The 18993-nt window shown below is 40.5% G+C and carries 18 protein-coding genes and 1 tRNA gene; 16 read left to right on the top strand and 3 right to left on the bottom strand.

Going from position 1 to position 18993, the window contains the following annotated elements:
* Positions 1-7: 7 nt before the first annotated feature.
* The gene (locus BACINT_RS02315) at positions 8-760 is read left to right on the top strand and encodes a NigD1/NigD2 family lipoprotein (protein ID WP_007660248.1); all 753 of its coding nucleotides are present in this window, start codon (positions 8-10) and stop codon (positions 758-760) included.
* Positions 761-829: 69 nt separating this feature from the next.
* Here BACINT_RS02315 and BACINT_RS02310 read toward each other — a convergent pair whose 3' ends face one another.
* Positions 830-2218 (bottom strand): FAD-dependent oxidoreductase, encoded by a 1389-nt coding sequence (locus BACINT_RS02310; protein WP_007660246.1) that lies wholly within the window; start codon positions 2216-2218, stop codon positions 830-832.
* Between the two features lie 140 nt (positions 2219-2358).
* Positions 2359-2432, bottom strand: a tRNA-Met gene (locus BACINT_RS02305).
* Positions 2433-2640: 208 nt separating this feature from the next.
* Here BACINT_RS02305 and BACINT_RS02300 point away from each other — a divergent pair.
* From BACINT_RS02300 to BACINT_RS02235, 14 genes are all read left to right on the top strand, one after another.
* Positions 2641-3774: a hypothetical protein gene (locus tag BACINT_RS02300; protein WP_007660244.1), complete on the top strand. Its 1134-nt coding sequence runs from the start codon at positions 2641-2643 to the stop codon at positions 3772-3774.
* Positions 3775-3942: 168 nt separating this feature from the next.
* Positions 3943-4188: an NVEALA domain-containing protein gene (locus tag BACINT_RS02295; RefSeq protein ID WP_007660242.1), complete on the top strand. Its 246-nt coding sequence runs from the start codon at positions 3943-3945 to the stop codon at positions 4186-4188.
* A gap of 52 nt (positions 4189-4240) precedes the next feature.
* On the top strand, positions 4241-5227 hold the full coding sequence (locus BACINT_RS02290) for a BF3164 family lipoprotein (protein WP_007660241.1): 987 nt from the start codon (positions 4241-4243) through the stop codon (positions 5225-5227).
* Positions 5228-5491: 264 nt separating this feature from the next.
* Positions 5492-5719: an NVEALA domain-containing protein gene (locus tag BACINT_RS02285; RefSeq protein WP_007660237.1), complete on the top strand. Its 228-nt coding sequence runs from the start codon at positions 5492-5494 to the stop codon at positions 5717-5719.
* 75 nt (positions 5720-5794) lie between these two features.
* The gene (locus tag BACINT_RS02280) at positions 5795-6958 is read left to right on the top strand and encodes a DUF4221 family protein (RefSeq protein WP_044154675.1); all 1164 of its coding nucleotides are present in this window, start codon (positions 5795-5797) and stop codon (positions 6956-6958) included.
* Positions 6959-6964: 6 nt separating this feature from the next.
* Positions 6965-7861, top strand: a complete 897-nt coding sequence (locus tag BACINT_RS02275; protein WP_007660234.1) for a DUF1573 domain-containing protein — start codon at positions 6965-6967, stop codon at positions 7859-7861.
* On the top strand, positions 7845-8756 hold the full coding sequence (gene lepB, locus BACINT_RS02270; protein WP_007660232.1) for a signal peptidase I: 912 nt from the start codon (positions 7845-7847) through the stop codon (positions 8754-8756). The genes BACINT_RS02275 and lepB overlap by 17 nt, the downstream gene beginning before the upstream one ends.
* A 32-nt stretch (positions 8757-8788) precedes the next feature.
* Positions 8789-10417: an O-antigen ligase family protein gene (locus BACINT_RS02265; protein ID WP_229107017.1), complete on the top strand. Its 1629-nt coding sequence runs from the start codon at positions 8789-8791 to the stop codon at positions 10415-10417.
* 5 nt (positions 10418-10422) lie between these two features.
* Positions 10423-12384 (top strand): transglutaminase domain-containing protein, encoded by a 1962-nt coding sequence (locus BACINT_RS02260; protein WP_044154674.1) that lies wholly within the window; start codon positions 10423-10425, stop codon positions 12382-12384.
* Between the two features lie 34 nt (positions 12385-12418).
* A complete protein-coding gene (locus tag BACINT_RS02255; RefSeq protein WP_044154702.1) occupies positions 12419-12856 on the top strand; it encodes a helix-turn-helix transcriptional regulator in 438 nt (145 codons plus the stop codon).
* A gap of 135 nt (positions 12857-12991) precedes the next feature.
* Entirely contained in the window at positions 12992-13378 is a 387-nt protein-coding gene (locus BACINT_RS02250; RefSeq protein WP_007660227.1) for an START-like domain-containing protein, read from the top strand.
* A gap of 76 nt (positions 13379-13454) precedes the next feature.
* The gene (locus BACINT_RS02245; RefSeq protein ID WP_007660226.1) at positions 13455-15353 is read left to right on the top strand and encodes an LptF/LptG family permease; all 1899 of its coding nucleotides are present in this window, start codon (positions 13455-13457) and stop codon (positions 15351-15353) included.
* Positions 15354-15379: 26 nt separating this feature from the next.
* Positions 15380-16594 (top strand): bifunctional 3,4-dihydroxy-2-butanone-4-phosphate synthase/GTP cyclohydrolase II, encoded by a 1215-nt coding sequence (locus BACINT_RS02240; protein ID WP_007660225.1) that lies wholly within the window; start codon positions 15380-15382, stop codon positions 16592-16594.
* An 83-nt stretch (positions 16595-16677) separates the two neighbouring features.
* Entirely contained in the window at positions 16678-17871 is a 1194-nt protein-coding gene (locus tag BACINT_RS02235; RefSeq protein ID WP_022394054.1) for a pyridoxal phosphate-dependent aminotransferase, read from the top strand.
* Positions 17872-17944: 73 nt separating this feature from the next.
* Here the strand turns inward: BACINT_RS02235 and BACINT_RS02230 are convergent, their stop codons facing one another.
* A complete protein-coding gene (locus BACINT_RS02230; RefSeq protein ID WP_007660223.1) occupies positions 17945-18115 on the bottom strand; it encodes a DUF362 domain-containing protein in 171 nt (56 codons plus the stop codon).
* Between the two features lie 174 nt (positions 18116-18289).
* On the opposite strand from BACINT_RS02230, the gene porT reads away from it, so the two are divergent.
* Complete coding sequence (porT, locus tag BACINT_RS02225) at positions 18290-18991, top strand: type IX secretion/gliding motility protein PorT/SprT (protein WP_007660222.1); 702 nt, start codon at positions 18290-18292, stop codon at positions 18989-18991.
* Positions 18992-18993 lie beyond the last annotated feature (2 nt).

Genomic DNA, 18993 nt, shown 5'->3' with positions numbered 1-18993 from the left:
CCACACTATGAAAATTAATTCTGTATTTAATAAAACACTTTTATTTGTTGGGGCCATAGTTTGTACTATAGGTTTGCAGTCCTGTTTGGACGATGATGATAACAATGCCTATTATTTGAGGTATCCTAATGCTCTTGTAACAGTGAAGGGCGCTGCCGACGATGCATTCTTCTTGCAGTTGGATGATAAGACGACCTTATTGCCAACCAATGTAAAAACTTCTCCTTTCGGAGACAAAGAAGTCAGAGCCTTGGTGAATTACAGTGAAGTGAATGAACCCAGTGGCGACTACACGAAAGCCGTGCATATAAACTGGATAGACAGTATCCTGACCAAGCCTATTGCACCGGATTTAGGGGAAGAAAATGATGAGGTATATGGCACAGACCCTGTAGAGATTGTGAATGATTGGGTAACTATCGCTGAAGATGGATATCTGACACTTCGTTTCAGGACTATATGGGGCGGTAGTAAAAAGCATTTCGTAAACTTGTTGTTGGGACAAAATCTGGAGAATCCTTATGAAGTAGAGTTCCGCCACAATGCGTATGGCGATACCTACGGAAGTGAAGGTGACGGCTTAGTAGCTTTTAAGTTGGACGAACTGCCTGATACGGAAGGTAAAACAGTTAAACTGAAATTGAAATGGAAGTCATTTAGCGGTGAAAAATCAGCCGAATTTGATTATTGTACGCGGAAGGCGGTTACACCGAGTGCAGCGGCTATTACAGCAGTAAGAAGCACTTTAGAATTGAGATAGTTTTCATAAGACTGTGATTGATAAGAGAAGGGCGCCATGAGCTTTGGCGTCCTTCTTTTTGTTGCAGTATTACAACAATTGACCTACCTGTTGAAGTCTGTTTCTAAGTTGTTTTATATCTACATTATGTACGTCAGGCGATTTGGATCTGCAGATTTGTCCGGCAGCTACACCTACAGCCTCTCCAGTCACCAGGCAAGGTGGCATTACACGCAGACTTCCATGTGCGTAATGATCGGTTGAAATACAACGGCCGGCTACAAAAACATTCTTTAATCCTATTGGAAGAAGGCTTCGGAAAGGAATTCCGTGCGATTCTCCTTTTCCGTATCTGGGATATGTTGTGGCATTGCTTTTATGTACATCGATATAATAGGCGTTACGACCAATGCCATCCTCAAATTCTTTGCGGGCTAACCAATCATCTAACGTGAAAGTATAATCACACTTGATGCGTCGACTTTCGCGAATTCCCATTAATGAAGCAGTACTTGCCAGATAAGAGGAAGCAAACACCTTAGGTTCATATTCGGCGAGTCCTTCCTGGAATTGTCGGGCTACTTTCCGGCCAGCCATCATGGCTTTCGAAAGAGAGACTGGATCTGTACTGTCTACTGTTACATGTCCTGCGTTGAACATCAGATATCCTGGTCCGGCGTATTTATCGTTGATATGATTGTCTTTTATCAGATTATATTTACCAGAATCGAGCATCTTATGAATAGGTCCGTCTTTTCGGTTGGTGTGCACAGAGCCAACTAGTGAAAATTCGTAAGGGTCGATGTTGGATAAGGAAAAACAAAGAGTGCCTTGCTGAACATTTCCTTCTTCATCGCCCATATCAAAACCTGCACCGGCCCATGTTGCTAAATCACCATCGCCTGTGCAGTCGATAAACAGTTTTGCTTTGTAAGCAGTGAGTCCGGCTTTGTTGGCTACAACAATTGCATCCACCACTCCTTCCTGCTTCATCTCTACCGCGGCCATGGTGGAGAAGAATAACACAGAAACTCCTTCGGAAGTGACCAGATCGTCGTATACCGTTTTTAGATATTCCGTATTGATGGGGACCCAGTCGTTACCTTTGCTATGTGGAACTCCTTTTTTTGCCTCAAGGAAAACCCTTTCGGCAATTCCTCTGTAAATTATCTTTTCTTTATCCGTAAAGGGGCACCAGGCATTTAACAATCCTGATGTTCCCATTCCTCCTAACATTCCTGTTGATTCTATCAACAAAACCTTAGCACCTTCTCGTGCCGCTGCCGTTGCCGCTGCGCAACCGGAGGGACCACCTCCCACAACAATTACATCCCATTGGACACCTGTTTTTATCATTCCTTTTTTTGAGGAAAGACTATTGCTCTCCTCTGTGGATGTTGTTGCTTGCATTATTCCCGGGATTGCTGCAGCTGCAGCAATCATTCCAGCCTTTTTCATAAAATCTCTTCTACTAGTCATATAAGCTATTTATTTTTATGATACTGTGTTATCCGCCGTTTTTTACGCTGATCTGATTTCACTATGATTTCACTGATGTGTAAAAACAAAAAAAGACCGCCAAGAGTGGAAGCCTCCTAACAGTCTAAATCTTCATCTTGTAGCGGGACCCGGGATTGAACCGGGGACCTCATGATTATGAATCATGCGCTCTAACCAGCTGAGCTATCCCGCCATCGTTTCTCGATTGCGGGTGCAAAGATATAGCTTTTCTTGAAATCTCCAAAACTTTTGCGAATTTTTCTGTGCTTTTCTTCTCTCCTCCTGGTTCTGATGCGATGTTTTACTTCTTTTCTCTCTTCTTATTTGTCAGATTAATAGTAGATTAATGTATTTGTTGACCTTTTTGTATTAATTTTGCAGAATAATATGTTTGATGAACTATGAATAAAAAAGGCAGAACTGCGGAATCCGGTAGATTAATATGTTTGTGGATAGGAACTTTCATTTGTACTATGGTTACAGGGGTGTATGTCTATATCTTCTATACTAGCTATAAAGAACAGATACCGGAATGGAATGCATTGGCGAAAGAAACATTCGTAGAGGCACTGAATCTGGAGGTGCAGAAACGAGGGGACATTGTTGTGCCATTTGTGGCTGTTGATTATCCTGAAGTGAAAACATTGGAAACCCCATTCAAAAGTCCTGTAACTTTGACAAGCAGGTATGGAACGCATAGCTATGAAATACCGCGTGTGAAATTTGATAATAGTCTTATTAAAGATACCGAAAAGAGGATGTTGCTCAGCTATATACTTGAGAAACATCCTCTGGATGCGGATGCGTTGAATCTATTTTGGAATAGTCTGTTGGTCGAGAAATCTGTAGCGGCTAATACTGGTATTCGTCTTTCAACTACTGATTTATTGAAGAAGACTTCCACCGTTTACTCTTCCGATAGCATAAAGGTGCTACAGGGAGATAGCTTGCTGTCTCGCTATATAGGATTTCGTTGTGAAGTGGAGGCAACGGGGTTCATTGCTTATGACTGGTGGCAGGTATTAAAGGTATGGCCGCCCATCATGATATTACTCTTACTTTGGCTTTGTTTTTTCCTTCTTCTTTTATATTATAAACAGATTTCTTCCTTCTTGCGGCAAAAACTGGTGAAAAAGGAAACAGTCGTCTGTATTCAAGAGAAAAAGATAATTGTTGAAAGGAAAATGCATTTGGAGGAAGAGCCAGGGCAAACCGGATTATATGAATTGGCTGACGGGACTATTCTGGATTCAGAAAAAGGCATCCTGATGAATGGGGAAAAGACGAAGAAACTCCGGCCTCAAGTAGTTGCCTTGTTGAAGCTCTTTCTACGGACTGAAAATTATCGGTTGACTGCAGAAGAAATAGATAAGGGACTGTGGCAGGGGAAAGGAAAGCCTAACCAACTCTATGGTGTTATTCATCATTTGCGTGAATCATTGAAAGGTATCTCTTCTCTTGTCGTGGAATATAGAGATGAATATTATTGTTTGAAAATGCCCCATTCCATCGAGAAAAACACAGAAAAAGGATAAAAAAGCGGCCTTACCGATGCTTACCAAAAGGCTTTCAAGTAAAGTTGGTAAGTCGTTGTAAGGCAAAATAGTTGGCATGATAGAAAATTCCGTCTACCTTTACGGACAAATATGAGGCAACCTTGTTTGTATGCTTCATACGGATATCTAATATAAATGTAGTGGAATATGAAAAACAAAATCAAAATTGCTGTAATCAGTTTGTGCGCAGTTAGCTCAATAACTGTTTTTTGTAGTCAGAAATCTTCCGGTAAACAAATGGATGATTTGCTATTGAAGAACGTAGAAGCTTTAGCTTGGGGTGAAGGAGGAGGATATACTAGTTGTTTGGGGGTAGGTAGTGTTGATTGCCCTACTACTCAATATAAAGTTGAATATGTAATGAGCGGTTATAGCCTTGAGAGCCTTTACTAATATATTATTAGTGTTTCTTTTCACGGCTTGTACTTCCGTGCCTGATGAGAGAATGACGTCCTATGTTGATTTTCCTGAAACAAGAGAATTGACAGCTCGGACTTTGTCATTGGATTCAGCTTTGTTTCGTTATCCTTATAGGGTACGTGTACAGGACGACAAGGCTGTAGTGCTTGATTTACATGGAACGGAATATTTCTTCCATGCCTTTCACTATCCCGGCTTTCATTATTTGTCCTCTTTCGGCAAGCGAGGCGATGCTCCCGAAGAGATGCTTTCAGCCGAAAATCTTCGATGGAATGGGAACTTTTTGTGGACACTTGATTCCAATAAGTCTGAATTAACCCGGTTAGGTTTTGCTTCATCCGGTGACTCATTGCTTCGGTTGGAAGCCGTGAGTCTGGATGAAGAACTGCTTCGGGCACTGGACTTTGTGCAATATGATGATTCCACTTTTATCATTCCCGATTATTCCGGCGACGGTCGTTTCTGTTTGGTAAGTCGGCAGGGTAAGTTACTCCGTAAAATAGGGACTGTTCCCACTGCCAATGAGGATGCCTTGAAGAGTGCCCGCCCTGCTTTAGCGCAGGCGTGGCGAAGTTTCATTGATTACAATCCTCGCAATGGAGTGCTGGCGGCAGCTACTCAATTGGGTGAAGTTCTTGAAATTTATAATCTGAAAGATAGTACGCATATTGTACGTATTGGCCCTAATGGCGAACCGGAGTTTCAGATATCCCAAGGTTATGGTATACCGATCGGTATTATGGGGTTCAGTGATATACAAGTGACAGATAGTGCTATTTATGTTGTCTTTCAAGGACGTGCATTTAAGGATATTATGCAGAAAGCGCAGCAAGGCATTAACTTACCGGATGGTGGACAAAATATTTATGTATTTAGTTTGGAAGGTAAGCCGCTTCGGAAGTATGTGTTGGATCACTATATTCATGGGATTTCAGTAGATGAGCAGAAGGGCATTATAATAGCTACGGATGTGAATAAGGATGAGCCGATAATAGAATATAAATTACTTTGATTTATTTAGAAATAATATAAATAGAAGGAATAAACGGTGAACGTATTGTTGGCGCATTGCGTACCATTTGTTCCAAATACCAAAAGAGAAAGGAGGTCTTGGCAAAGATAGTGATTAAAACTGAAATGGAAGTGTTTTTTCTGTCATTACGATAGAATGGCATGAAAAAGTTCTCACAAGATTTATAATCTTGTTTCTATGGTATAGTATAAGTATTATGCTTTTATTGATTGTTGGAAAATTCTTAATAAAAAGAAAAGTAACATGAAGAAATTAGTAAAAATAACTGTTGTTGTCGCATTTGCGGCAATTGCAGGATATGGCGTCTATGTAAATCAAAAAACTGACGCTTTGTCTGATTTGGCATTGGCTAATGTGGAAGCATTAGCTAATGGGGAATGGGGTACTGGATTTAATTGCCGATGGGCTGATGCAAACTATTGGTTTTGCACACCATTGGGTGATGGGTTAGGTTGCCCGTGTTTTATGTAAACTGATGAGGTGTGTGATAATTGTGACTTTTTAGTAGAAATTATTACACACCTCTATGCTAATAAATGATAATGTATGATTAAATATCTGTTGTCGTTATTCTTGGTCGTGTTGACATTTTCGTGCTCACCAATGACCAATTCGGATCGATATTCGTTGGAAAGGACGGATGAAGTTCTGTCTTTTCCGGTTATAGAAGAAGTTAGGGCGCCTCAAATCACAGTTTTTCTTTTTAAGGAAAAAGGAGAAAACTATTTGAGTTTTCAAAATTTGCCTAAAAGTGAAATCCTTATTTATTCAATGAAATCACAAAGCTTAGTCAAAAGATTGTGCTTGAATACAGAGGGAGATAATTCTGTACTCGGTGGCTTTGGGGGATATTACATAGCTGATATGGAACATATTTATATTCCAAGTATGTATGTTAGTAAAATATTTGTAGTAGACACTGCCGGAGTTGTAAAGCGGAAAATAGATTATTCAACAACTAAAGACGGACAACAGTTAAAACCTTTTATGCCAAGTGACAAATCCCAAATAGTGTTTATAGGTGACGATTTGTATATTCCTCAAACTGTAAATCTAAGGTTGGGTGATAAGGCTATAGAAAGGAGTCCGATTAAGGTGGTATTAGATACAATAGAGAATACATCGGAAGCACTTCCTATGAGATTTCCTCCCTTAATTAATTATAAAGACTTTGGAACAGTTGGTGCTTTTGGTGCTGAGTATTCTTTCTGCTATGATGGGAATCGCTTTATTTATTCTTTTGATGCTGATGAGGATTTGTACTTGACAACTTCTGCGCATGAGAAAGTTGAGAAAAAGAAAGCTAAAAGTAAATACATAGATAATGTAACTGTTTTTCGTTCAACAGAAGGAAACTTTCAAAAAATGGTGAGAGCACAATGTGAACACGCTTCCTATGGTAAAATTTTGTATGATAAATACAGAGATGTTTATTATAGATTTGTGTATCCCCCATGTGATACAAGTGATTATTTCGGAGATTATGTTGAACTACTTCGCTCTGGCAGAAAGAGGTTTTCAATAATGATATTAGATAACAAACTGAATGTTGTTGGAGAGACTTTTTTTCCAGCATATACTTATAATCCCAACCTTTCTTTTATACTAGAAGATGGATTGTATGTCAGTCTGAGTCATATTAAGAATCCTGACTATTCTGATGATATACTACGTTTTCAGAAGTTAGAGTTAAAAGAAATCAGAAAATAGATTATAATGAAATATATTCGGGTGGCTCTGTTAACAATACTTGTATTGTGTATGTATGCATCTTGTAGGCAGGATGCATCTAAAGAGAAGATGATTAATTTAGTCAAGAAATGGGAGAAAAAGCAGGTGATTTATCCTTCAGAGACTGCTTTTACAATTTATGGAGAAGATACTGTGGTGGATTATGTAAAGTCGGGAGTGAAATATTCAATTGTTAGTTATATTGACTCTTTGGGATGTCTTAGTTGTAAGTTACAGGCAAAAGCTTGGAAAAGCTTTATAAAAACAATCGACTCAGTCTCGGATTATTCAATACCTGTAAATATATTTGTTCATAATAAGGACGGTGATGAATTGCTGTCAATTTTGAGAAAGGAGGCTTTTGATATGCCTATATGTTTAGATTTGAATGATTCACTTCGTCTTTTGAATGATTTTCCGGATGATATAGCATTTAGAACTTTTTTGCTTGATAAGGATAATCGAGTGGTAGCTATTGGTAACCCTATATTTAATCCTAAAATCAAAGAGTTATATCTGAATATTATTCATGACGAAGAAGTTGTAACGAGAAAAGGCAATGAAGCCCCAAAAACGGAATTGTTTATAGATAAGAATTTTGTTGATTTTGGAAGTTTTGATTGGCATAAGGAACAAAAAGGAGTTTTTGTATTTAGTAATCAGGGGGATATTCCTTTAGTCATTGAAGGAGTAATAACTTCTTGTGATTGTACTACTGTTGATTATCCTAAAGAACCTGTTCGTCCGGGCATGAGTGTGGAATTACTAACAGTGTATAAAGCTGATCATCCTGAATATTTTAATAAGACAATTACCGTATATTGCAATGTGGAAACTTCTCCGATAATTTTGAGAATAACGGGAAATGCAGAACAGCAATAATTCTCATACAAAAAGAGGCTTAGGTTGGTATATTGATAAGATTCTTAACCTATTCTTAATGCTCTTTGGGGCAGCATTGATCTGGATATTTCTTCAAGTGACATGTATTGCCACATTCAAAATTCCCAGTGACTCTATGGAGCCGTCTTTGCTTGCAGGAGATAACATCTTGGTGAATAAGGGGGTAATGGGAGGACGTTTGTTCAATGTATGGGATGCTTTGGAAGGAAAGGATGTACGTATATCTCGTTTGCCGGGATTAGGGAAGATAAAAAGGAATGATGTAATAGTCTTTAATTTCCCCTATTCTAAACAGCGCTGGGATAGTGTTGCCTTTGATGTGATGAAGTATTATGTAAAGCGCTGTGTTGCATTGCCGGGAGATACATTTAAAATAAAGGATGCACGATATAAGGTGCGAGGAAAGGATACGTCTTTGGGTAATGTGGAAATGCAAGAAACGTTGATGGGTTTAGTGAAGAGAGGGAAGGCGGAAGAGCAGGGAATTGTAATGAGGGGGTATCCTTATAATTCGGCATTTACTTGGGATATAGTGAACTTTGGACCTCTTTATATTCCGGCTAAAGGGGATAACCTGAAGATGGATTCTATGCATGTTATTCTATATAAGAACATAATAGAATGGGAACAAAAAAAGAAATTGTTTGTACGTGGAGATACTGTTTTACTGAATGATAGTGTGATACAGACCTACAGCTTTATAGAAAATTATTATTTTGTAGCGGGGGATAAGGTCATGAACTCTCAGGATTCCCGTTATTGGGGATTATTGCCTGAACCTTTTATTGTGGGAAAAGCCGTCAGGATATGGAAGTCGGTAGATAATAGTACAGATAGAATAAGGTGGAATCGGATATTTAAAAAGATAGAGTGATAAGGCTATGGATACATAGAGTAAAAGATGTGATGGCAGTGTCGCTGCTATTTGCTGCCGTCTGCTCTTTGTTGGGAGTGGTTGGGGTGACTACGCTTGAACTTCCTGTAGGGGAAAATGTAGGGCAATGGATCTGGCTTGGTAAATCTACTCTGTTTTCAGCTGCCTGTATCATTATAACCTGCCTGTTACAACTAGTGAAGAGAGATTCCTTGAAAAAAGTGATGTGTTTCTTTCATTTTTCTGTCTATGTTTCATGGAGTTTGGTGCTTTGGGGGAGTGTCGAAGCTGTTTGGGGTTTGCGGCAATTGTATGGCTTTTCCGCTTCCGGTCACTCCCGCTATGCACTAACAGGGTCTTTCTTCAATCCGGGACCGTATGCCGGGTATTTGGCAATGGTATTGCCTGTTTGCTTGCACTTGTATCTGCGTGCTCGTAAGGAACGCTTTGTTCGCTATAAAATAGAGAAAGTGGTAGTTGCAGTAGCGGGTATCTTGATTCTTTGTGTGTTGCCCGCTACAATGAGCCGTTCTGCCTGGGTGGCTGCGGCGGTTGGTTGCGGTTGGGTAGCATATATGCATCGCGATAAAAGTAAATGGAATGTGTTGTGGAAGAGGTACAAGAGGCGATTTATCTTATGGGGGGTAAGTGCACTTTTTATCTTGATGTTGGGAGGTGCCGGAGCGTTTCTTTTGAAACCTGATTCTGCATTGGGGCGTCTGTTTCTATGGAAAATAACCTGTCGGGCTGTTGTTAACTACCCATCGGGGTGTGACAAGGGATTTGCTTTTGCGTATGGTGAGGCGCAGGAAGATTATTTTGTTCGGGGTGATTATGAAGAGTGGGAAGAACGTGTGGCCGGAAGTCCGGAATATGTGTTCAATGAATATTTGTCGCTGGCATTGACGGAAGGAGTTGTCGTCTGTATAATAGTGCTGGTTGCTATTGGGACATGTTTATGGATGGGGGCGAAGCGTGGGCGCTACGGCATCTGCGGTGCAATCCTGTCTTTGCTTATCTTCTCCTTTTCTTCCTATCCTATGTATTTTCCGGCTTTTGTGGTAGCAGGGATATTGCTGCTTCTTGCTTGCGGGGTGGGAGATTTTATCTATAAACCACTAATCTTGTGTATTTGCCTCATTTTGTGGATAGGCGGCTATACGGAGAAGTGGAAGCAAGAAGAAGATGCCTGCCGAAAGTGGGTGTATGCAAAAATGTTCTATAATTCGGGAGCTTATAAAGTTGCCAATAAATCTTATGGAGAAATTTATCCGGTATTGAAGGAGAAAGGGGCGTTTCTGTTTGAGTACGGGCATAGCCTGTATAAGTCGGGCTTTTATAATGAGTCCAATAAATATTTGAAAGAGGCTTGCCTATATTCTACCGATCCAATGGTTCTGAATATTATAGGTAAGAACTATCAGGAACTGCATCGTTATGAACAGGCGGAAGCTTTTTTCCTACGGTCGGTTCATCGCCTGCCGGGCAGGATTTATCCCTATTATTTATTAGCGAATCTTTATGCCGAACCGGAGTTTTATCGGCCCGATAAATTGAAAAAGGTTGCTGATGTTGTGTTGACTAAAAAGCCTAAGGTACATTCGACGGCAATCGAAGAGATGCGTAAGGAAATAAAGAAAATAGTAAATAAACTGGAGTGATTTATATGAGGTGTATTTATATATTTGTATGCGTGTGTGCTCTGACTTTTTTATCTGCTTGCATTGAACAACAAGATAGCCGTTTAGAAAGCGCATTGAATATGGCAGGTACCAATAAAGGTGAGTTGTTGAAGTTGTTAAGCCATTATCGGGAAAGTGATAATCAAAAATACCGTGCTGCATGTTTTCTTATAAAGAATATGCCTTATTATAGTTTCTATGAAGGGGAAGAATTACAAAAATATCTTCGCTATTTTGAGGCTCATTCCACTAATATAAAAGGGGCTCAATTCATTGTAGATTCACTAAAAAAGGCGGATGGAGAGTTTTCAATAGATATGCTTACCCGTAAAAAGGATATTGAGGTAGTAGACTCCGCTTTCTTAGTTGAACATATAGAATGGGCATTCAAGGTTTGGAAAGAACAGCCATGGGGAGGAAATGTAACTTTTGATGATTTCTGCGAGTATATATTGCCCTATAGGATTGGGGATGAGCCTCTTTCGTTATGGCGTAAGGATTTGTATGATACGTATAATCCTCTGCTCGATAAATTCCGCAAATCAGCTGATAGCAATGATATAATAAAGGCGGCTCAGATTTTAATGGATACTTTAAGACAGGGGAAGTATCGTTATACAAGTCTTTTCCCTAAAGGACCTCATATAGGTCCGGTAGCATTGAAATGGAAAACTGGAAGTTGTCGTGAATTTGCTGATGCAATGATATATGTGATGCGTGCTCTTGGCATTCCGTGTGGCATGGATAGGGTAATGCAGCGGGGCGATACTAATGCTTCGCATTTTTGGAATTTTATATTGGATAAGGGGCGTAATACATATATGGCGGAATTTCCTTATCAAGAAAAGTGGAAGAAGGCATCGGAATATGATATAACCAAAGGAAAAGTATATCGCGTGACTTATAGCCTGAATGAGGAGCTGGCAAAAGACTTGAAAGATGTGCCGTCTGTCTATCCTGTTTTCAGATATCCATTTTTTCATGATGTAACGGCTACTTATCTGGGGCAACAGAATGGACAAATAGTTATTCCTCAGAAAGAACTGTATGATTGCCCTCGTACTGGTGAATTGATATACTTGTGTTTTGCAAACAAACAAGAATGGGTTCCTGTCGCTTGTACTTTTTTTGACGGGAAGGCTGTTTGTTTTGATAATGTGGAAGGAGGGATAGTGGCTATTCTGGCAATATACAATGAGAAGGGGCTTCAAACATTGTCCAATCCTTTTACGCTAAACCATGATACGGGGGAGATTCATTATCTTAATCCATTGCAAGAATCCCATATAATTAGTGTTTATAAGAAGTTCCATTTTGCAGTTAAGAATTATTTTAATACCCGTATGGTTGGTGGGGTAATAGAGGGCAGCAATCAGAAGGATTTTCAGAATGTGGATACGCTATTTTTAATCAAAGAGGCTCCCTATCGGTTGTATACTGTCGCTTATCTGAATCCGGATAGGGCATATAGGTATATTCGCTATCGTGGTGGAAAAGATAGTTATTGTAATATAGCAGAACTCTCTTTCTATGAAAACTGCTTGGATACATTACCGTTGAAGGGGAAAATCATAGGTACTCCGGGATGTTACGGAGACGATGGCAGACGTGAATATACAAATGTCTTTGATGGTAATCCGGATACATCTTTTGATTATAAATTTCCGGATACCGGCTGGGCAGGTTTAGATTTAGGGAAATCTTATCGGGTAAGTAAGGCAATATATACTCCCCGAAATGATGTGAGTTTTATTTATAAGGATAATATTTACGAACTATTTTACTGGGATAAAGGATGTTGGAATTCTCTTGGCAGACAAACAGCAGTTGCTGATTCGTTGGTATATACTGTACCTCAAAATGCCTTGTTATATCTGAAGAATCATACCACAGGTAATGACGAAAGAATTTTTGAGTATGAGAATGGAAAACAAATATTCTGGTGATATTAATGTTGATAAAAGTTCTTCCAGAGAGAGTATGGATGCTTATAAGGATAATTGGAGTGCCTGCTTATTATATCGTAATAAACAATTGACAAGGCAACTGGAAGACTATCAAAAAGTTACGGCATTAGTTGGATGCTCTTCTTCTCTTATGGTTGCAATGGGGCAGTTATTGTGTCTGCATCAAAAACCGGCTTATGGAATTGTCAGGGATGAGGCGGAGTGGCATAGTTTGTTTATTGTCATTGATTTGCTTTATGGAGGGTGTTTGTTAGAAACTTTGGCATCATTCTGCTTGAGTGCTCAAGAACTGAGATTGTGCTATCTGATACGTGCCCGATTGACTAATAAGACTATTGCCCTCCTTTTTAATATTACGCCCAGGTCTGTGTTGAAGTCAAAACAGCGCATCAAGTCAAAACTATCTTTATCAGGTTCAGATAGCTTTGACAGATATATACAACAATGCTAACTTATTCGAAATAGATGATTTATATAGAGAATGAAGAACAGCGGTTTGTAGGATGCGAATAAAAAAGTCGTATTCTTTTTTGTAATTAGAAAAAAGTCTCTATCTTGGCACCGCAATAAAAAGCAAATATGAACTATGGAAAGACAGAAAATTCATCGGGAATACCTCTTGAATGCAACTTCTAAAAGTATTCTTTGGTCCGCGATAAGTACCCCCACCGGTTTGGAGGGCTGGTTTGCAGACAGGGTGCAGTCGGACGATAAAGTTGTCACTTTCTTCTGGGGAAAGACAGAACATCGTGATGCAGAGATTATAGCTGTGCGGGCTTTCTCTTTTATTCGTTTCCGTTGGTTGGATGATGAATATGAACGGGAATACTTTGAATTAAAGATGACAAACAACGAACTGACTAATGATTTCGTATTGGAAGTAACAGACTTCACTGCTGCGGATGAAGCGAACGATTTACGCGAATTATGGGACTCTCAGGTAGAGACTCTACGGAGAACGTGCGGTTTTTAGTTAACTTTGATATAAAAATTTTCCACACTCCCTTTTTTATGCTAATTTTGTGTCTTCATTGCATGAAACGAGTAAAATGCTGCGCATAAAAAAGTTAGATATATTTATATTAAAGAGCTTCTGTACGCTCTTTATGGGCACTTTTTTCATTTGCCTTTTCATCTTCATGATGCAGTTCCTATGGAAGTATGTAGATGAGATGGTGGGAAAAGGATTGGAAATGAGTGTCCTTGCACAATTTTTCTTTTATTCTGCCCTGACATTGGTGCCGGCGTCGTTGCCATTGGCTATCTTGTTGGCAGCACTTATCACTTTTGGTAATTTTGGAGAACGTTTTGAGCTACTTGCCATGAAAGCGGCAGGTATCTCGCTACTTAAGATTATGCGCCCATTGATTGTGTTTATCATTTTCATATGTGGCGTTTCTTTTTATTTCCAAAATGTAATAGGACCAAAGGCACAGACTAAGTTATGGACATTACTAATCTCCATGAAACAGAAGTCTCCGGAATTGGATATACCAGAGGGAGTGTTTTATGATGAGATAGATGGATATAACCTGTACGTGAAGCACAAGAACCGTAAGACGGGTATGCTTTATGATGTATTGATCTATAATTTTGAGAAAGGTTTCGAAAATGCCCAAATTATTAAATCCGATTCCGGTCGTCTGGAAATGACGGCGGATAAGCAGCACTTATATCTGCATCTTTATAATGGAGAGCAATTTGAGAACCTGAAGTCTCAGAATATGAATCAGAAGAATGTACCTTACCGTCGGGAAGCGTTCCGGGAGAAACATGCTATCATTGAGTTCAACTCCGATTTTAATATGGTGGATGCCGGTATCATGAGTAGCCAGTCCAACAGTAAGGATATGGCGATGTTGCAAGCGGGTATTGATTCTATGACAGTGCAGAATGACAGTGTAGGACGTGCTTATTTCAAGGAAGCCATGAATGGTACCTATAAGATCACGGCAGACCTGAAAAAAGCAGATACTTTGAAAATAGAGCAGGCGCATTTGGGAGAATACAATGTAGACAGTCTTTTCAATGTAGCCACCTTATCACAGAAACAGAAGATTATTTCTACTGCAGTGAGTCGTGCGGAAAGTGCGGGAAGCGATTGGAGTTTCAAGAGCTTTAACATCACGCAGACAGATACCAGCCTTCGACGCCACATGACGTCCTGGCACGAGAAGTTGACGCTTTCGGTGGCATGTCTTATATTCTTTTTTATCGGTGCCCCGTTGGGTGGAATTATCCGTAAGGGTGGTTTGGGAATGCCGGTTGTGGTGTCCGTGCTTATCTTTATTATCTATTATATTATTAATAATACAGGTTATAAAATGGCACGTGACGGTCAGTGGATTGTATGGATGGGTATGTGGACAAGTACGGCTATCCTGGCTCCATTGGGCGCGTTCCTTACTTATAAGTCTAATAATGACTCTGTGGTACTGAATGCCGATGCTTATATTAACTGGTTCAAGAAGATTGTAGGTATCCGTAGTGTACGTCATCTGTTCCGTAAGGAAGTAATTATACATGATCCTGATTATACCCATCTGCCAGCTGATTTGCAGGCATTGTCTGCTGATTGTCGTGCATACGCTGAGAGGAAAGCTTTGAAGCGTGCTCCTAATTATTTTAAATTATGGATGACAGATTCCAATGATGAGGAGATAGAAAACATAAATGATCGTCTGGAGAAATTGGTGGACGAAATGTCCAACACCAAATCTGTTCATTTGTTGAATGCGCTGAATAATTATCCTATTATTTCTGTTCATGCCCATTTGCGCCCTTTCCGTAATTATTGGCTGAATATGGTTTGCGGCTTGGTAGTACCTGTAGGATTATTTTTCTACTTCCGCATCTGGGCATTCCGTATCCGGTTGAATAAAGATATGGAGCGGATTATAAAAACCAATGAAGATGTTCAAAAGATAATAGAAACTAATCTGAAATAACCTAAATAAATAAAGGAGAAAACAGAATGGAAAAAGTGAAATTAGATACAATAGAAGAGGCTATTGAAGACTTCAAAGCTGGTAATTTTGTGATTGTAGTGGATGATGAAGACCGTGAAAATGAGGGTGACTTGATTATCGCTGCGGAAAAGATAACCCCTGAAAAGGTGAACTTCATGCTGAAACATGCGCGAGGAGTACTTTGTGCACCGATTACTGTATCCCGTTGTAAAGAGCTGGATTTACCTCATCAGGTAAGTGACAACACTTCTGTACTGGGCACACCTTTCACGGTGACTATCGATAAACTGGAAGGCTGTACTACCGGAGTTTCTGCTGCTGACCGTGCGGCTACCATACGGGCATTGGCTGACCCGGCTTCTACACCTGCAACGTTCGGACGTCCGGGACATATCAATCCGTTGTATGCTCAGGAGAAAGGTGTTTTGCGTCGTGCCGGACATACGGAAGCTACGATTGACATGGCTCGTATGGCAGGTTTGTATCCTGCAGGTGCCCTCATGGAAATCATGACTGAGGACGGTGGCATGGCGCGTCTGCCTGAGTTGAGAAAGATGGCTGATGAATTTAATCTGAAGCTGATTTCTATTCGTGATATGATTGCCTATCGCCTGAAACAAGAATCCATTGTGGAAGAAGGCGTAGAAGTAGATATGCCCACTGAACATGGACATTTCCGTTTGATCCCGTTCCGTCAGAAATCCAATGGCTTGGAACATGTGGCTTTGTTTAGAGGTACATGGGATCAGGATGAACCGATTCTGGTGCGTGTACACTCGTCTTGTGCTACAGGAGATATCTTTGGCTCTAAGCGTTGTGATTGCGGTGAGCAACTGCACAAAGCTATGGAAATGATTGATAAAGCCGGTAAGGGAGTGGTTGTTTATCTGAACCAGGAAGGTCGTGGTATCGGTCTGATGGAAAAGATGAAAGCCTATAAATTGCAGGAAGACGGTCTGGATACGGTAGATGCCAATATTTGCCTGGGACATTTGGCTGATGAACGCGACTATGGTGTAGGTGCTCAGATTCTGCGTGAACTGGGAGTACACAAAATGAGACTGATGACGAATAATCCGGTGAAACGTGTCGGGTTGGAGGCTTACGGTCTGGAAATTATAGAGATTGTTCCTATCGAGACAACTCCGAATCCATACAATGAACGTTATCTGCGTACTAAGAAAGAACGCATGGGTCACACGTTACATTTTAATAAGTAATTTGCTGTTTTGTTTTCTAATATCAAAGAAAATAGCTTAATTTGCAGCCAAATTTATGCAACAACCATAAAATAGATAGAAAAATGAATCAATTATCAGATCGTTTGAACAGTTTGTCGCCGTCGGCGACGCTGGCTATGTCGCAAAAGAGCGCTGAGTTGAAAGCACAAGGCGTTGACGTAATTAACCTGAGTGTGGGGGAGCCTGACTTTAATACTCCTGATCACATCAAAGAGGCTGCGAAAAAAGCGATAGACGACAACTTCTCTCGCTATTCTCCTGTTCCGGGATACCCGGCTTTGCGCAATGCAATCGTGGAGAAACTGAAAAAGGAAAACGGTCTGGAATATACAGCCGCACAAATCTCATGTGCCAATGGTGCTAAGCAATCAGTCTGCAATGCAGTGCTGGTACTGGTGAACCCGGGTGATGAAGTTATTGTGCCCGCTCCATATTGGGTAAGTTATCCGGAAATGGTGAAACTGGCTGAAGGTACTCCGGTTATTGTTACTGCCGGTATCGAACAGGATTTCAAGATTACTCCCGCACAGTTGGAAGCTGCTATCACTCCGAAGACTAAGGCTCTGATTCTTTGTTCTCCTTCTAACCCGACCGGTTCAGTTTATACTCAGGAAGAGTTGAAAGGCTTGGCTGACGTACTGGCAAAACATCCTCAAGTAATCGTAATTGCTGATGAGATTTATGAGCATATCAACTATATCGGCAAGCACCAGAGTATTGCCCAATTCCCTGAAATGAAAGATCGTACGGTAATCGTAAACGGTGTTTCTAAGGCGTATGCTATGACAGGCTGGCGTATTGGTTTTATTGCCGGACCGGAATGGCTTGTAAAAGCCTGCAACAAGTTGCAAGGTCAATATACTTCAGGTCCTTGTTCTGTATCTCAGAAGGCTGCTGAAGCTGCTTACACTGGAACACAGGCTCCGGTAGAAGAAATGCGTAAAGCTTTTGAGCGTCGTCGTGATTTGATTGTGAAGTTGGCGAAGGAAGTTCCGGGATTCGAAGTGAATGTACCGCAGGGTGCTTTCTATCTGTTCCCGAAATGTGATTCTTTCTTTGGTAAGTCTGTTGGTGACCGTAAGATTGGCGACTCGGATGATTTGGCAATGTATCTGTTGGAGGTTGCCCACGTGGCATGTGTGGGTGGTGCTTCATTCGGTGCACCTGAGTGTATCCGCATGAGCTATGCAACCAGTGATGAGAATATTGTAGAAGCTATCCGTCGTATCAAGGCAGCATTGGCTGAACTGAAATAAGAGAAAGTATATAAATGAGAAAGCCCGGCTTCAGTTATGGAACCGGGCTTTTCTTTGTCTTTGAGTGTTGTTATTATTCTGCCGGGTGAATTGCTTCAGACGGACAAACATCAGCACAGGTACCACAATCTGTGCAAGTTTCAGGGTCGATAGAGTAGATATCACCTTCAGAGATAGCTCCTACCGGACATTCGTCAATACAAGTACCACAAGCAACACAACTGTCATTAATTACGTAAGCCATTTTCTTCAAATTTTAAATTATTAGTACTAATTAGTTCGGCAAAAATAGCGGTTTTCTTGATTAGTTGTTACCAATCATGTTTAAATTCCCTTAATTTGTACCTTGTCTAAATAATAAAGAAGAGAAAATGGGAGTACATGTGCAATAAAATGTCACTTTCATCGTTTTAGGGTTGTGAAGCGCATTTGTCTGATAATCCTTACTTTACTCCTTGCTTTCGGTGCTTCGGCACAGAAGCGGAAGGTGCAAAATCGCCCGTATATCGACCAGCGAAAGTGGCACTATGGCTTTTTAGCAGGCATTCATGTGCAAGACTATAAATTGGTGAATACGGGCTATGTGACGGAAGATGGTCAGACTTGGTTTGCAGATGTTCCTGAGTATTCTCCCGGATTTACGGTGGGGGTGTTGGGCGAACTGTATCTGAATACTTTCCTTTCTCTACGTTTTATCCCAACACTGCATTTTGGAGATAAGAAAGTCGTGTTCCGCGAACAAGCCAGTGGTGAGGAGTACTCCCAATCCATGAAGTCTGCCTACCTTTCGGTTCCGATAGATTTGAAGTTTGCTGCTGAGCGTTTCAATAACTACCGTCCCTATGTGGTGGCAGGTATTGCTCCTACTTACGACTTCAGTGTGAAGAAGCAGGGAGCTTTATTGGTAAAGCCTTTCGATTGTTATGTGGAAGTAGGGTTAGGATGCGATTTTTACTTACCCTATTTCAAGTTAATACCCGAGCTGAAATTTTGTTTCGGTCTGGCAAATCTGATTAAGAAAGAACGTAAGGACCTTACAGATCGATCGTTATTGAAGTTTACACAATCTGTTGATAAAATCACTTCACGTATGATAGTGCTCACTTTCTACTTTGAGTAGAT

This window comes from Bacteroides intestinalis DSM 17393, from assembly GCF_000172175.1.
GTDB classification, from domain to species: Bacteria; Bacteroidota; Bacteroidia; order Bacteroidales; family Bacteroidaceae; genus Bacteroides; species Bacteroides intestinalis.
The sequence above is the reverse complement of the archived record's forward strand: the minus strand, read 5'-3'. Positions and strand labels throughout refer to the sequence as shown.